A 16,351-nucleotide genomic window follows, 5' to 3' on the forward strand; every position below is an offset into this window, starting at 1 on the left:
CCGCTGGGCGTGCAGTGCGTGCCGACGGTGATGGCGATGAAGGGCCGCTTCGTGCTGCCCGACGAGCAGGCGCAGTTCAAGTACGCCTACCACTTCGACGCCGTCCAGTACGCCGCCTTCCTGCGCAAATTGGCCGTGCAGCGCGGTGCCCGCCACACGCTGGGACGCATCACCGACGTGTCCCGCCGTGCCGATGGTGGCGTGGCCGCCGTGCAGCTGGAGGACGGCCGGCGCATCGAGGGTGACCTGTTCGTCGACTGCTCGGGCTTTCGTTCCTTGCTGTTGGGCCAGGCGCTGGAAGAGCCCTTCGTCGACTTCAGCCACTGGCTGCCCGTCGACGGCGCCTGGGCCTGTCCCACCGAGCGGGTCGGCGAGGAACTGGCCCCGTACACCCAGGCCACGGCGCTGGAAGGGGGCTGGGCGTGGCGCATCCCGCTGCAGAACCGCACCGGTCATGGCCACGTCTTCTCAAGCCGCTTCATCGACGCCGACCGTGCCCGCGAACAGCTGCTGGCCCGGCTCGACGGCAAGCCGCTCGGCGAGCCGCGGTTGTTGCGCTTCACGACCGGCCACCGCGAGCGCTTCTGGGTGCACAACGTCGTCGCCATCGGCCTGTCCTCCGGCTTCCTGGAGCCGCTCGAGTCCACCAGCATCTACCTGATCCAGGACGGCATCAGCCGTCTCATGACCCTGCTGACCGCCGGCCGGCCGGTGGACGAGAACGACCGGGCCCTGTTCAACGACGGCGCGGCTCGCCGCTTCGCGCGCATCCGCGACTTCATCATCCTGCACTACTGCCTGACCCGCCGCCGCGACAGCGAGCTGTGGCGGCACGTGTCATCGATGGAGCTGCCAGAGACGCTGGCCTTCCGGATGGAGCTGTGGCGTCGCTACGGCGTGCTGCATGAGTACGACGAAGAGGGGTTCGACGCCACCAGCTGGCTGGCCATCCACGCCGGCATGGAGCACTGGCCGGAGCGCAACGATCCGGTCTTCGCGGAGATTTCGCCGGAGCGGGCCATGCAGGCGCTGGACCAGCGTCGCAAGGCCATCGAAGCCTCGGTGGCGCGCATGCCGCAGCACCATCGCATGCTGCTCAAGATGCTGGGCTGATCCCTGGCCCGTCTGCGCTCATACGGCCACGAGACAAACCATCTGCACGCCCGCTGGCGTCAGCTCGAACTGATCAACCTGAAAGGTGAAGCGCCATGTGGCAGGGGTCGAAATCGCCCGTAGTTTTCCCAGCGGATGGCCGTTTCGCCGCTCCGCATCGTTCCGAATCGAGGTTTCCCATGATTGCGCGCGTGCTTGCGCTCCTGGCGCTTGTCCAGGCCTGCGTCTGGCCGCAGCCGAGCCAGGCCGAGAACCCCGTCGTCCAGACCAGCTTCACCGCCGATCCGGCACCGTTGGTGCACAAGGGGGTTGTCTACCTCTACACCGGGCAGGACGAGGACGACGCCCGCGACTTCAAGATGCGCAACTGGCGGCTCTACGCGTCGACCGACATGTCGAACTGGACCGACAAGGGCGTCGTGGCGTCGTTGGCCACCTTCCCCTGGGCGGTGCAGGACAACGATGCCTGGGCTTCCCAGGTGGTCGAGCGCGACGGCAAGTTCTACCTTTACGCGTCGGTGAGTGTGCAGGGCTGGCCCAAGAGCGTGATTGCCGTCGCCGTGGCCGACCGGCCCGAAGGCCCCTTCAAGGATGCCTTGGGCAAGCCGTTGATCGACAAGGCCAACGGCTACTTCGACCCCACGGTGTTTGTCGATGACGACGGTCAGGCCTATATGTACTGGGGCAATCCCCATCTTTGGTACGTCAAGCTGAACAAGGACATGATTTCCTACTCGGGCGAGATCAAGCAGATCGACACCAAGCCGGGGAACTACCAGGAAGGCCCCTGGTTCTACAAGCGCCAGGGCAAGTACTACATGGCCTACGCGTCGAGTTGCTGCCCCGAAGGCATTGGCTACGCCATGAGCGACAAGCCCACCGGCCCCTGGGTCTACAAGGGCGACATCATGGACCACAACACCAACTCGACCGGCAACCACCCGGGCATCGTCGACTACATGGGTGCGTCCTACCTGTTCGGGTTCAACTACCGGCTGAACTTTGCCGACACGCCCATCCATCGCGAACGCCGCTCCGTCACCGTGACCCGGTTCGACTACAACGCGGACGGCACCATCAACATGCTCCCCTGGTGGGACAACGTCGGCGTCGCTCCGCTCAAACCCTTGTCGCCCTACGAACGCGTGGAGGCCGAGACCATGGCCTGGACGTCCCGCGTGAAGCGGGATCGGGATCGCCAGTTCGATTGGGCGCCTGGCATCAAGACCGCGCGCAGTGACAAGGTCGGCATGTATGTCACTCGCGTCACCGATCTCAGCTACATCAAGGTCAACGGCGTCGACTTTGGCAGCAAGGGCGCATCACGCTTCGTCGCCAACGTGGCCAGCGAAATGGACGGCGGCAAGATCGAGTTGCGGCTCGACAGCGTCGAAGGTCCCCATCTTGGCACCCTGACGGTGGCCCGCACCGGCGGCCGGGATCAGTGGCAGCAGCAAAGCGTGCCGGTCTCAGGCGCCACGGGCGTGCACGACCTCTACCTCATCTTCAGGGGTCAAGGCGAGCCGACGATGTTTGAGTTCGATCACTGGCGCTTCGAGCGCAAGTGAGGTCTGCGACCCTGAAGCCGCCCCCGGATCTGAGCGATAAAGAAGAACGAGATTTCCGTCGCCGCAGCTGACGCTTCCTCGCCGTCGCGCCGTGCGCTGCTTCAGGCCGTTGCTGCTGCCTTTACGGCGCTGGACTCGCAATAACTACTCCAGAGACAAAACATGAACACACACGCTGGCAGCCTGGGCCGCCGTTCCGCCGGCTCTCCCGCGCGTCTCATGAACCGCCCGATCTTTCCCCTGCTGATGGCCCTCGTGCTCTCCGTCGCGTCTCAGGTCGTTCCGGCGGCCGAGGCTGCACAGGCAGCACCAGCTGCACAGGCGGCTCCTGCCCACAACCCGCTGATCTGGGCCGACGTCCCGGACATCGCCGTCATCCGTGTGGGCAAGACCTACTACATGAGCAGCACGACGATGCACATGAGCCCGGGCCTGCCGATCATGAAGTCGACGGACCTGGTCAACTGGAGCATGGCTTCCTACGCCTATGAAACCCTTGCCGACAACGAAGCCATGCGCCTCGAAAACGGCAAAACCGCCTACGGTCGCGGCTCCTGGGCCAGCAGCCTGCGTTTCCACAACGGCGTGTTCTATGTCTCGACGTTCGCCTCTACCAGCGGACGCACCCACATTTACACCACGCGCGATCCGGAGCGCGGCCCGTGGAAAGAGACGAGTTTCGAGCCAGCGCTGCATGACCACAGCCTGTTTTTCGACGACGACGGTCGCGTTTACATGCTCTGGGGGGCCGGTCGCATCACGCTCACCGAGCTGCAACCCGACCTCTCTGGAATCAAGCCCGGCGGCGTGAACAAGGTCATCATCGAAAATCTCAACGCCGTCTTCGGCTCCGACCTGGGCGGGCTCAGCGAGGGTTCGCAGCTTTTCAAGATCAACGGCCGCTACTACCTCGTCAACATCGCCTCGCCCGGGAGCCGCTGGGCGCGCAGCGTCATCGTCCACCGCGCCGACAAAATCGACGGTCCCTACGAGGGTCGCATCGTGCTCGATGACCGCGGCATCGCCCAGGGCGGCCTCATCGACACGCCCGAAGGCAAGTGGTACGCCTATCTTTTCAAGGACAACGGCGCCGTCGGTCGCATTCCCTATCTCGTGCCGGTGACCTGGAAGGACGGCTGGCCCGTGCTCGGCGAAAACGGCAAGGCGCCCATGACGCTCGACATCCCCGCCGGCGGACAGGGCGTCTCCGGCGCCTCCGGCATCGTCGCCTCCGACGAATTCGACCGCCAGCCCGGCGACCCCGACCTGCCCCTCGCCTGGCAATGGAATCACAACCCCAAGCCTCGTGACTGGTCGCTTACCAAGCGCCCGGGCCACCTGAGCCTCGTCACCAGCCGGGTCGTTTCCACGTTGCCGGAGGCCACGAACACCCTCACCCAGCGCACCTTTGGCCCCAGCAGTTTCGCCACCACGAGCATCGACGTGAGTGGCATGAAAGACGGCGACCTGGCCGGCATCGCCGCTTTTCAGAAAGACTATGGGTTTGTTGGCGTAAAGATGAGCGGCGGCACCCGATCTCTCGTCATGGTGAGCGCCGACTCCGGCAATCCCGAGGAAATCGCCTCCGTTCCCCTCTCCGGCAAAACCGTTCACCTCAAGGTCGAATGCGAATTTCTGCCCGCGCCTGACGTCGCCCGCTTCTCCTACAGCCTCGACGGCAAATCCTGGACCCCCATCGGACGTCCCTCGGCTCTTCACTACACCCTTCCGGAGCACTTCATGGGTTATCGCTTCGGTCTCTTCTATTACTCGACCAAAACCGCCGGCGGCCGTGTGGACTTCGACTATTACCGAATCGGACAAGGGGCGAAAGACGGGCGCTGACGCGGCGCGACCTTATTTCCCACTTCCCCCAATTTCCGCCCGTCATGAAAAAACCAACCTTCTCCGCTGTCGTTCTCTTGTCCGTGTTGGCTCTGCTGCCCGCGACGTCATTCGCGCTCAACCCGGTTATTCAAACGATGTACACGGCCGATCCGGCCCCCATCGTCCATAACGGCACGCTCTACCTGTTTTCCGGCCACGACGAAGATGTCGGGGAAAAAGGTAACTTCAACATGAAGAACTGGGTGCTCGCCACGACGACGGACATGGTGAACTGGACCCAGCATGGCGCCATCGCCTCCCTCCGGGATTTTCCCTGGGCCGCCAAGGAGATCTCAGGCGGGGATGGTTTTGACAACGGCGCCTGGGCCCTCCAGGTGATTGAGCGGGATGGCAAATGGTATCTCTATGCTCCGTTGCAAGGCCGGGGCATTGGCGTGCTGGTCGCCGACAATCCCCTCGGGCCTTACACCGATCCCCTCAAAAAGCCGCTGATCGGCGGCCAGTATGACAGTATCGATCCGACCGTTTATATCGACGACAAGGGCCAGGCCCATCTCGCCTGGGGCAATCCCAATCTGTGGTCGGTGAAGCTGAACAAGAACATGATTTCCTACGACACCAGCGTAGGGGAGAACGGCCTCATTCGGCATCCGATGACCATCAAGGCCTTGGGCGAGCGCATCCCTGCGGACGCAAAACGCGGCACGTCTTACGAAGAAGGCCCCTGGCTCTATAAGCGCAATGAGCGCTACTACCTGTTTTTTGCCGCTGGTCCGCTCCCTGAGCCTCTCGGCTACTCCACCGGCCCCACACCGCAAGGGCCGTGGACTTACGGTGGCCCCGTCATGGCCCCGCAGAGCGCCTTCACCAACCACCCGGGCGTGGTCGATTACAAGGGCAAGACCTACCTTTTCTATCACAACGCCGCGCTTCCGGGAGGCGATGGCTTCAAACGTTCCGTGTGCGTCGACGAGTTGAAGTTCAACCCCGATGGCTCGGTCCCGATGGTGCAGCCGACCAAGGAAGGGCCGGCACCGGTCGCCACCCTCGATCCCTACAAGCGAGTCGAAGCCGAGACCATCGCCTGGTCTTCCGGCGTCAAGATCGAACCCAGCAGCGCCGGCGGCCAGAACGTGCGCGGCATCCACGATGGCGCCTACATCCAGGTGCGAAATGTCGATTTCGGCGTGACCGGCGCGCGCGCCTTCATGGCCAGCCTCTCCAGCACGGCCAAGGCCAAGGAGGCCAGCGGGGGGAAGATCGAGATTCATCTGGGCAAGCTCGACGGCCAGTTGGTCGGCACCCTGCCGGTCTCGGGAACCGGCGGCGAATGGAAGCAGCAGTTGGCCGAGATCTCTGGAGCCTCCGGCGTCCAAGATCTTTTCTTCGTATTCCGCGGTGCGGCCGGCGAAGAACTGTTCAAGTTCGATTACTGGCAATTCTCAAAATAGCTGTAGGCATCGGATCGACACGAAGTCGAACTTCCCAACACCCGAGGCTTATTTGTTTTTAATTGCCGGCCTCAGCCCGGCCTGACGATTTCGTGGAAGTTTCCTATGCGCGGCCGTTTTTCCTTGCCAGTTATATTTCTGTTATTGATTATCGGATCCAACGGCGTGCTCGCATCACCGCCAGAGCAGCGCATTACGCTGCAAGGCGATGCGGGCGGGAAGCGTTTTGACGGCATCGGCGTCGTCGATGGTGGCGGGGCCACGTCGGTCTTGTTGAAGGATTATCCAGAACCCCAGCGTAGCCAGATTCTTGATTTAATTTACAAGCCCAGGTTCGGTGCTTCCGTCAGCGCGCTGTACGTCGAAATTCCCGGCGACGGCAATTCTACGCAGGGCTCCATGCTCAGCCACATGCACAAGCGTGATGACTTGAATTATTCGCGCGGCTATATGTGGTGGGTTATGCAGGAGGCCAAGAAGCGCAATCCGAAACTCTCGCTTGATGCCACCGCCTGGAGCGCGCCCGGATGGCTGGGCGACCAGGGTCCGGTGTTTGCAAAACAAGCCGGTAGCGACGACAAGGGCGACCTCAACTTCTTTTCACGAGACACGGCCAACTACTACGTGACGTGGCTCCAGGGCTTGCGCCAGGTGTATGGGCTGGAGCTGGACGCGATCGGAATTCGCAATGAAAAGGGCGTGAGCTATGACTTCAGCAAGGCGCTGCGCACGACCCTGACAGCGAATGGTTTCAAGTCGACAAAGATTCACGCCTTTGACAACTGGCCGGACGATTGGAAATTCAATTTTGTGAAGGACATGCTGACGGACAAAGACTTGCGCGACTCGATCGACATCATCGGCGCCCATATCAATCCGCCCGCGTCATTTACGCCAGCATCGGTGCGCGAGTTGGCTGAAAGCCTCAACAAGCCGATCTGGAATACCGAGCAGCACGTGTACAAGGCTGGCTACGACGGGCTGATCTCGATGGTGCAGGGTTTCAACGAGAATTTTGTTCGCAGCGGCGCCACCAAGGTCGTCAACTGGTATGGCATTGCAGGCCTGTACACCATGACCCCGTATTCCGGCGAGAAGGAAGCGGCCATACGGGCCAATTGGCCTTGGAGTGCGCATTACCAGCTCAACCCCGTGCTTTGGGGTTACGCCCATTACGGCCAATTCACCGAAATTGGCTGGACCTACCTCAATGGTGGTAGTGGCGACCTGACGGCGGGCGGCACTTATGTCACCCTGAAATCGCCAGCCAGCGACTACAGCATCATCCTTGAAACCAAAGACGCCAAAGCCCCGCAGCAGGTCCGGTTCGAAATTGGCGGCGGCCTGTCGTCGAACGAGCTGGCTGTCTGGCGCAGCAATGAGAAGGAGCACTTCGTACGCCAGGATGACCTCGAACCGGTCAATGGTGTCGTGACGCTCACCCTCGATCCGCATGCTGTCTATTCACTGACGACCACCCGCGGGCAGCGCAAGGGTGGTTTCGACAAGATCCCGGAGGTCAAGGCTTTCCCCTTCCCCTATTACGAGACCTTCGAACAGTACGCCGATCCGAAGCAATGGGGTTATTTGCCGCGCTACTTCTCCGACATCAGTGGTGCCTTCGAGTTGACCGCTTGTCCAGGGGGGAAAGGACGTTGCTTGCGTCAGATGACGCCAGTGCCAACGATCTCGTGGGGGCCCGACTGGCAGCCGTACACCATCGTGGGTGACGATGCCTGGCAAGACTACGAAGTCAGCACCGACGTGTATCTGCAGCCTGGCGACGCGGCCGCCGTGATGGGGCGTGTGAACCACGTCGGCACGGGTTTCGGTGTCATCCCCAAAGGCTACTTCGCGCAACTGGACGACAGCGGGCAGTTGCGGTTGGTGGTCATTCGCGGCAAGGCTGACCCGAAGAAGCTGGAAGGCGACGCCGAGCAGCAGGCCTTGATCAAGGCGCAAAACGACAGCAGTCCTGGCGGGGAAAAAGTGCTCGCGACGACGCAGTTAGCGGGCATCGCGCCAGCTCAGTGGCACAAGTTGGCGCTGCGTTTCAGCGGGTCCACCATCACCGCCGTCGTCGATGGCAAAGCGGTACTGAGTGCGACCGACACGCTGTACGGGAAGGGCATGGCGGGTCTGATGGCGGGCGCATCGCAGAACCGGGTCAGCACGCCGTACTTCGACAATGTGCTGATCAACAGGCTGGATGGCACTTTGCCGAAGCCAGCGACCGCCATCGCTGGACAGCGTTCGGTTTATCCAAGCTCGGCGCGGTGAACTTCTGCGGTCGATCATCGGTCTGACCGATGATGGTCGATCTGAAATCGACATGTTCTCCTACGAGAAACGCGGCGAGCATGAGTCGCGGTGGGCAGCCGGCAGATGGACGCTGACCACAGTGGTCAGCACGTAACCCAGCGATGCACGGGTCAAGCTCGCGGCATCGTGCTATCCCGGGGCCGAAGCGGCGGCCGGCGGGCGTCCGAGCAGCCGGCGGGGGATGTACTGGTAGTCCTTGCCGTCCGGCTTCTTCCAACCCAGGATCAGCGCGAGACCGTAGCCAGGCCCCTGAAAGTAACGCACACGGAAATTGCGCAAACCCTTGGCCAGCTTCACGGTTTCCATCAGCGGATAAGCCGCATGGATGCCGTCGTTGTTGATCACCTCCACGTCATCGATGGTGAGGATGGCCCCGTCGTCAGACAGCAGCATGAGGTCCATGGTGAGGTCCTGCGGCATGTTGACGGTGAAGCGGATGTCCAGCCCGAACCATTCGTTCATGTCCAGGCCAGGGAAGCCCTCGCGGTGGTCGCGCGGCGTGATGTCGAGCTGGGCCAGGCAAACGGTCTTGATGGGTTTGCGCCGGCGCATTTCGTTCACCGACTTGGYGTCCGGTCGGAGGCGGTAGACCTCGGCCACCATCGGCCGGTCCGGTGAGTCCGCGCATTCYTCAAACAGCTTGGCCGGCGCCGCGCTGCTGGCCGCCGGGGCAGGCGCTGGCGGCGGGGCCACGCTGACAGCCGGCGGTGCCGGCGCCACCGCCACCACCGGCGCGACGGCTTGCGGCACGGGCGCGACCTTGGGCACCTCGATCACCGGGAGTTCGGGCATGGGCGGCATGCTCGGGGGCGGCAGGTCGGGCATCTTTGGGGCGGGTGGCGGGGGCTCGGGAGGCTTTGGCGGGGTCTTGAGCTCAACGATGCTCACATCCGTGATGCGGGGCTTCTCTGGGGGCGGCACGCGGGTGCGCCACATCAGCACCGCCGCCAGCAGGATGAGATGGACGATCACCGCAATGGTCAGCGCATAGCCGTTGACCCCCCGCCGCCATTGCTGCTGCTGTCCGGTTTCAGTCGTGGTCGGGGCGGGGTCGTGAGATGGCGTTGTCATGTTCTTTTGTGACGTTCGGCTGTTGTCTAGCAGCCCGTAAGGCTTATCGGCGTTCAGAAGATATCGATCACCACCGCCGCCGCGGCCAGGCCGTCGCTGACGGCGCGCAGCGTGGCGCGGCCGCTGTCCCCGGTCTTGCCGGTGGACTGCAGGATCACCTGTGCCTGGCCGTTGAACACGCTGCGCTGCCAAGGTGCGGCTGGTGTGGTGGTACGCCGCGTGGCCCAGCGGCGGCCGCCCTGCGCGCCGTCGAACAGCGCGCGCGTGCCACCGGCCGGCGTCGGGAAGACGGCGGTCAGCGTGGCCTCGGGCCCTGCGGTCGGGTCGAGGTCGATGGCCGCCATGCCGGCCTCCTGCCGCAGCGCGACTGGGCGGCCGTCCAGAAGGAACTGCACGCCTGGTGCGACCTCGCCGAGGAGCAGCACCTGGCGTTCGCCGGCGGGCGCCGTGCGCGTGATGGTGGCCTGCACCATGTTCCAGGCGCTGTCGGCGGGCCGCTGGTCGGGTGGAACCCATGCGAAGGGGTCGCGCCAGCCGGGGCCTCCGGTCTGGGCGGTCCCGCCCATCAGCGCGGCCGCCTCCTCGGGTCGAGCGATGCTGTGGTGTCGCCAGTGCGTAGCGGCAGCGTAGCGGTGCAGTTCGGCCGGCCGGTCGGCCTCGTGGGAGCCGGGGTCGCCGTTGCCCATGCCGATGAGCCGTACCGGCCCGCTGGCTTCGAACGCGACGCGGTGCCCGGCGGTCGGAACGACACGGCCCTCGCGGTCGACGACGTTCACGGTGACCAGCGCGACATCGTCGCTGCCGGCGCGCAGCCGCGCGCGGTCCACCGTCAGCCGCACCGCAGTGCCGTCGCCCGTGGTGGCCACGGTCTGCGTGGTGACGAGCTGACCGGCCCGATAGCCGCGTGCCGTCAGGCTGCCCGGCGCATAGGGCACGGCCCATTGCAGGTGGCCGTAGCGCTCCAGCGCCTTGCGGCCGAGCGAACGGCCGTTCAGCAGCAACTCGACCTCGTCGGTGTTGGCGTAGACGCGCACATCGACAGGCTGGCCTTCTCGACCCGGCCAGTTCCAGTGCGGCAGCACATGCACCATGGGCTCGGCGGTCCACGCAGCCTTCAGGTACTGGCCGCTGTCCTTCAGCGCGCCGGTCGTGTCCAGCATGCCGAACTGCGACGAGACGGCGGGCCAGCCGAAGGGCGAGGGCTCGCCGCGGTAGTCGAAGCCGGTCCAGACGAACATGCCAGCAAGGAAGGGGCGCTCGGCATTGAAGCGCCAGCCTTCCTCGATGGAAGAGGTGCGGGTGCCCGTGCGTTTGTCGTAGGCGGCGATGCGGGCACGGGCCGGATCGTTGGCATAGACGCCGCGCGTGGCATGAGTCGCGGCTTCCTCGGTGACGAGCATCGGCCGGTCGGGGAAGCGCCGGTGCATCGAGTCGATGTCGTGCTGGCCCTTGTAGTTGAAACCGATGACGTCCGAGCCGACCGACGTGCCTTCGGGCTGGCCCGAGCTGGAGGCGGCCTGCGTCACCGGCCGCGTCGGGTCCAGGCGGCGCACGATGGCCTGCATCTGCCGCGTCAGGCGGGTGCCGATCTCGCTGTTCTCGATGGCCCATTCCTCGTTGCCGACCGACCAGAGAATGACCGACGGATGATTGCGTCCACGGCGCACCATGCGCTCCATCTCGTCGCGGATCTGCGGCGCCGTGCCCATCATGCGGTGCTCGTCGATGACGAGCACCCCCAGGCGGTCGCAAGCCTCCAGCAGCTCGGGCGTAGCCGGGTTGTGGGCCGAGCGGATGGCGTTGACGCCCATGCCTTTGAGCATCCTCAGCCGCGCGTCGTGCATGCCGTTGGGCAACGCGACGCCGATGCCGGCGTGGTCCTGGTGGTTGTTGACGCCGTGCAGCTTGACGTGGCGCCCATTGAGGAAGAAGCCCTCGTTGGCGTCGAAGTGGAGGGTGCGAATGCCGAAGGGCGTGTCAACGCGGTCGACGACCTCGGCGCCGCGCTTGACCACGGTCGTCAGCGTGTAGCGCTGCGGCGTCTCCAGCGACCAAAGCTGCGGCGCCTTGACGCTCAGTTGAGCCGTCACGTCAAGGCTGGCGTCAGCGGCAACGCGGCCAGCCGGCACGCTGGCGCGGGCGACGACGCGGCCGGCCGGGTCGCGCAGCTCGTGCTCCAGGCTGAAGGACTCGGCCGCCTCGCCGCTGTTGCGCACGGTGGTGTCGACGGCCACCTCGGCGTGGTCGCCGTCGACCGTGGCGCGCACGAAGCTGCCTTGCGGCGCCACGTGCAGTGGCCCGGTCTGCGTCAGCCACACATGGCGGTAGATGCCTGCGCCTTCGTACCACCAGCCCTCCGGCGTGGTGGCATCCACACGCACCGCGACGACGTTGCGCCCGCCGAAGTTCAGGTAGTCGCTGATGTCGACCTGGAAGCCCGAGTAGCCGCTGGCCTCGCGGCGCAGATAGTGGCCGTTGACCCAGACGACGCTGTCGCGGAACACGCCGTCGAACTCCAGCGCGATGCGCTGGCCGCGCGCCGACGCAGGGATGGGCAGCTCACGCCGGTACCAGCCGACGCTGTTCTCGGGGAAGCCGCGGCCGATGGCTTTCATGCCGTGCTGCGTACTGCCGCGTGGGCTGAACGGCAGCTCCACGGCCCAGTCGTGCGGCAGGTCGACGCGGCGCCATGGCCTGTCCTCGAAGTCAGCCGCGGCAGGGCCGTCGCCGTAGCCGGCCTTGCCGAAGAAGAACGGCCGGATGCCGTGGTCGAAGTCTTGCGCCGGATCCGAGGCGTGGCCCAGCGCGAAGCGCCAGCCTTCGTCGATGCGGGTGCGCTGGCGCGGGCTATCGGCCGCAGTGGCGCCGACATGGGGCTGCCCGGCGCCGGGCCAATCCGTGCGGCCGTCGGCGCTCCGGGCTTGGGCGGCCAGGGGGCTCAGTGCGGCCAGCGACAGCGCGAGGGACAGCAGGGTGCTCTGGAGTTTCATGGGTTTTCCGGACGTGAAGGCTTGGTCGGCTGGTGAGCCGCGGCCGGACCGTACGGTGCTGGTGGCGCGAGCGGTTGCGCAAAATACCGGTAATACCAATAAGAAAATTCGCGCCTTAGTCAGGCGATTTTGCAGAAATTGGTCAGACCGGTGCAATTGGAGAAGACCCTATCGACGAACTGAGCGCAGCTATCAACGCGATTCCGAACGCGTCAGCACCATGGACAGGAATGACGCATTCGGGCCGTTGGACAGCTTGAAAAAGAGTTTGTTGCGGCCCTTGTTGAAGTGCAGGAGGCGCTTGCCTTCGGTGCGGTTGTAGTCGCGCAGATAGCTCGGGCCGCCGTTGAAGATGGTGTCGAAATACGTCGCCTTGTTGGCGTTGCCGCCCTTCCACACCATGCGGTCGTTCAGGTAGATCTGGACGTCGTCATCGGCCCCTATCCAAGCGATCAGGTCCCGGGCTTCGTCGACGAACACCTCGGTGTAGCCGTAGTAAACCGAATCTTCGACCTGGTCGGGCGGCACGAACGGATAGCTTTGCGCGGTCACGTAGCGCCACTTGAGCAGGCGCTTGTCCTTGCCGTAGTAGACGGCGTCCAACAGCACCGCCTTCTCGGGCGGGTAGGTCGGGTTGTCGAACAGGCCACCCTCATGGCGGCCGGGGAAGGGCCCGATGACGTACCAGCTGTTCAGGTATACCCGGTTCGCGTACTCCCCACCCTGGCCGAGCACGCGCCCTTGTCCGCGCACGAGACCGGCCGCATCGACGGGCGGGACCTGGGCCTTGCCATGGTCGAAGAAGTCGGTGCCCCAGTATCTTTTCGATGATGTCGCGTGTTCGGTGCGGGCGTCCGCAGCGATGAAATTGCTGATCTCGGCGTGAACCGACGTATCCGACCCGCCGCCCTTGACGGACGGTGCGCCGGGGCGACCGCCAGTGCCATCCCCGCCCGAGCCAGGCTTGCCGCCTTCGACCTGCACGCCGTTCGCCTTGGCCTCCAGGCGCTGCTGACGTTTGGCCAGCGTGGCTCGCGCCTTGGCTTCAAGCGCGGCGACTTCGCTGTCCGCCATCTCCTGCGTGACGGGCGCTGGCGTACTGCCGCCCGCCTTGCCCTCGCCCGCCTTGCCTGCGTCAGCCTGCGCCTCGTTCGCCTTGGCCCCAAGCTGCTGCGAAGGCTTTTCCGACGCGACGGGCTCCTTGGACTCGGGCGCAGCGTTATTGCTGGCCGCCGTGGTTTGCGCGACGGGCGCCTGCGGCGCCGCAGCCGGTGGCGGCTCGGCCGCTGGTGGCGGCTTGGGCACGCCGGTCAGTTGGGCCAGCTCCTCGGCCTTGATTTCCTTGTCGAGCGCGTCGATGGCCTTGGACAGCTCACGCGCTTGTTCCACCATTTCCTGCGGCGTTTGCGGCACCGCAGGGGGCAGGCCCGGCTCTGGATCAATGGCTGCCGATTTCTCCATCAGCCGCTTGATGGTCTGCAGGTCTTGCAGGCGCTTGGCCGTGCTGGCCTGGCCGGTGGCGCGCAGGCTGGATGCGACTTCGGCTTCCTGCTCGCGCAGCTCCAGCTGATAGCTGCCGAAGTAGTACAGCCACCCCAGCAGCGCGGCATGCGCGGCCACGGAAAGCGACAGATAGGGCCGGCGCACCACCTGCGTGGCGGCTGCCACGAGCAGGGACAGCAGCGGTGAACGGCGGGGTTCCCAGCTCATTGACGGGTGTGCATGGAAATCTTGGTGAAGCCTTCGAACTGGCACAGGTCCAGCACGTGCACGATGGCCTGATAACGCGCCATCTCGTCGCCGTCGATGCGGATGGGGCGGCCCGGGTTGCTCGCCGCCTCCTGCTTGAGGCGGTCGTGCAGGCCCTGCACAGATACCGCGCTGCCGTCGACATACAGCTTGCCCTGCTTGTCCACGCCAATCGTCAGCGGCGGCGCACCAGCGCCCACGCGGTCCAGGCTCATCTGCGCGGCCGGCAGCGTGATGGGCAGCTCCTTCTGCGGCCTCTCGCCGACGGGCTGCTTGAACGAGGTCGCCACCATGAAGAACATCAGCAGGAAGAAGATGCAGTCGATCAGCGCGATCAAGCCGATCTCCGGTGCTTCGTCCTCGCCCAGGTCAATGCGCATGCTGCACCACCCGCAGTGCCGGCGTTTCCGGCGCGGGCAGGAAGCGCTGGTTGATCAGCGCATTGATCTGCCGCTCCAGCGCCAGGCCGAGCGTCGCCAGGCGGTGCTTGAAGAAGTGGTGCATGCCCAGCGCCGGCAGGGCCACCGTCAAGCCCGCGGCGGTGTTGACCAGCGCCTTCGAGATGCCGCCCGCCAGCAGCGCCGGGTTGCCCATGCCTTCGGAGAAGGCGATCACATGGAAGGCGTCGATCATGCCCAGCACCGTGCCCAGCAGGCCGACGATGGGCGCGACCGTGGCGACGATGGCCAGCGCATAGGCCTTTTGCTGGTGCTGGCGCAGTTCCATCGAGGCGATGTCGCCGGCCGCACTGCTGACGACTGCGTAGGGCTGATGGCGATGCGCGAGCAGGAAGGCGATGACGCGCGCCAGCGTGCTGCCGTCGTCGGCCAGCAGCGTCTCCAGTTCCGTGAAGCGGCCCGCCGTCCACAACGGCTGCACGCGCGCCACCAGGTCGGCCGGCACCACGGCGCGGGCGCGCAGGTGCACGAAGCGCTCGATGGTCACGGCCACGAACAGGATGGACAGCCCCAGCGTGACCAGCACGGCAGCGCCACCCTCGGCGACCTGCTCGACCAGGTTCATCTCGGCCGCCAATGCCAGGCCGGGGAGGCTGGCTGCGCCAAGCGCGATTGCGATTCGTTTCATGGAGTTGAAGGAGTTGGGAGGGTTGAGCGGAGGCAGCACGGCGGCCAGCGCGGCGCGCCGCCAGCGGTGCACGACGGTCGAAGCAGTCATCACCCGCCCTTGCGCTTGCGCCGCCAGGCGTCCACCACCTGCTGTGCCAACGCGGCCGCCTCGGCTTGTTCTGCGGCACTCAGGGGCGTGGTGGACTTGGCCCGATCGAAGGCCGTCGCCATGGCCTTTTCCATGATGTCACCCATGCCGACGCCGGGAAACTTCTCATCCTGGATGGTCTTCCAAGCCACCTTGTAGCCCGCACGCTGCACCGGCGTGACGCCCAGATCGCGGGCGCTGTCGCCGGTGGCCATGGCCAGGTGCAGCAGCGCGTCAGCATCGCCGCCCGCCGCAGCCTTGCGGACCTCGGCCTGCAGTTTCGCGATCAGCGCGGGATCGGCTTTCTCCTTCTCCAGCGGGTTCTGCAGCGCGTTCAGGTAGGCCGAGGCCCCGCCCTCCGCCCCGCCTTCATAGGCGCGCTGGAACAGCTCCTTGCTGCGCCCCAGGGTGGCCTGGTCGAAGACCTGGCAGCGCCGCGCCTGACCCTCGGCGGACTCGATCACCTTGTTGACCCCGCCCCCGACGTCCATCATCTTCTTGAGCGGTTCCGGCACGCCGCTGGCGCCGTCGCGCATGGCGTACAGCGCCCCAGGCGCGCCGGCCATCATCGAGCACATCTGCAGCGTCTGCGCCGCCTCCAGCACCTCCTTGGGCGTGCCGCCGCCCAGCGCCAGCTGCACCTTGCGCAGCGCCTCAGCCGGCGAGTTGGCCTGCTCCATCGCATTCTTGGCCATGGCGCTGTAGTCGGGCGACGCCGAAGCCCGGGCGGCTGCGGCCTGGACCGGCGCAGCGGAGGCTGCCGTCGACGCGGCCTGGGCCGGCGGCTCGGCCGGCGCAACGCTGCTGGCCGCCTGACTGGCTTGCGCCTGCGGGCTCGGCAGCGGCGCCTCGGCAAGGTGCGGGCGCTTGTACAGCCAGGTCCCGGTGCCTATCACCGCGAACGCGATGACGATTGCGAGGACGCGACGAGGCTGAGCGGGCGCGGAGGCCCCCGTGTGTTGCGGCTGTTCTGTCATGGTTCCTGCTCCTTGTTCGACACGGTCCGGACGGCGTGGCGCCGAAG

11 protein-coding genes are annotated in these 16,351 nt (G+C 65.4%); 5 read left to right on the forward strand and 6 right to left on the reverse strand.

Annotated elements, in window-relative coordinates:
• The 5 genes from ACXJKJ_RS26125 to ACXJKJ_RS26145 all read left to right on the forward strand — a co-directional run.
• Window positions 1-1,113: tryptophan halogenase family protein (locus tag ACXJKJ_RS26125; RefSeq protein ID WP_457393667.1), on the forward strand; the 1,113-nt coding region annotated here is incomplete at its 5' end.
• Window positions 1,114-1,304: 191 nt separating this feature from the next.
• The gene (locus ACXJKJ_RS26130; RefSeq protein WP_457393669.1) at window positions 1,305-2,681 is read left to right on the forward strand and encodes a glycoside hydrolase family 43 protein; all 1,377 of its coding nucleotides are present in this window, start codon (window positions 1,305-1,307) and stop codon (window positions 2,679-2,681) included.
• Window positions 2,682-2,843: 162 nt separating this feature from the next.
• Window positions 2,844-4,526: a glycoside hydrolase family 43 protein gene (locus tag ACXJKJ_RS26135; protein WP_457393671.1), complete on the forward strand. Its 1,683-nt coding sequence runs from the start codon at window positions 2,844-2,846 to the stop codon at window positions 4,524-4,526.
• A gap of 44 nt (window positions 4,527-4,570) precedes the next feature.
• Window positions 4,571-5,980 (forward strand): glycoside hydrolase family 43 protein, encoded by a 1,410-nt coding sequence (locus tag ACXJKJ_RS26140; RefSeq protein WP_457393673.1) that lies wholly within the window; start codon window positions 4,571-4,573, stop codon window positions 5,978-5,980.
• Between the two features lie 105 nt (window positions 5,981-6,085).
• A complete protein-coding gene (locus ACXJKJ_RS26145) occupies window positions 6,086-8,260 on the forward strand; it encodes a hypothetical protein (protein ID WP_457393675.1) in 2,175 nt (724 codons plus the stop codon).
• Window positions 8,261-8,431: 171 nt separating this feature from the next.
• Here the strand turns inward: ACXJKJ_RS26145 and ACXJKJ_RS26150 are convergent, their stop codons facing one another.
• From ACXJKJ_RS26150 to ACXJKJ_RS26175, 6 genes are all read right to left on the reverse strand, one after another.
• The gene (locus ACXJKJ_RS26150; protein WP_457393677.1) at window positions 8,432-9,373 is read right to left on the reverse strand and encodes a PA14 domain-containing protein; all 942 of its coding nucleotides are present in this window, start codon (window positions 9,371-9,373) and stop codon (window positions 8,432-8,434) included.
• Between the two features lie 53 nt (window positions 9,374-9,426).
• Window positions 9,427-12,363, reverse strand: a complete 2,937-nt coding sequence (gene galA, locus ACXJKJ_RS26155; RefSeq protein WP_457393679.1) for a beta-galactosidase GalA — start codon at window positions 12,361-12,363, stop codon at window positions 9,427-9,429.
• A 192-nt stretch (window positions 12,364-12,555) separates the two neighbouring features.
• Complete coding sequence (locus ACXJKJ_RS26160; protein ID WP_457393681.1) at window positions 12,556-14,073, reverse strand: hypothetical protein; 1,518 nt, start codon at window positions 14,071-14,073, stop codon at window positions 12,556-12,558.
• Complete coding sequence (locus ACXJKJ_RS26165) at window positions 14,070-14,492, reverse strand: ExbD/TolR family protein (protein ID WP_056194722.1); 423 nt, start codon at window positions 14,490-14,492, stop codon at window positions 14,070-14,072. Before ACXJKJ_RS26165 ends, ACXJKJ_RS26160 begins: the two co-directional genes overlap by 4 nt.
• A complete protein-coding gene (locus ACXJKJ_RS26170; protein WP_056194719.1) occupies window positions 14,482-15,288 on the reverse strand; it encodes a MotA/TolQ/ExbB proton channel family protein in 807 nt (268 codons plus the stop codon). The genes ACXJKJ_RS26165 and ACXJKJ_RS26170 overlap by 11 nt, the downstream gene beginning before the upstream one ends.
• Window positions 15,288-16,304, reverse strand: a complete 1,017-nt coding sequence (locus ACXJKJ_RS26175; RefSeq protein WP_457393683.1) for a hypothetical protein — start codon at window positions 16,302-16,304, stop codon at window positions 15,288-15,290. Before ACXJKJ_RS26175 ends, ACXJKJ_RS26170 begins: the two co-directional genes overlap by 1 nt.
• Window positions 16,305-16,351: the final 47 nt, after the last annotated feature.

It is taken from the genome of Roseateles sp. P5_E1, assembly GCF_054049335.1.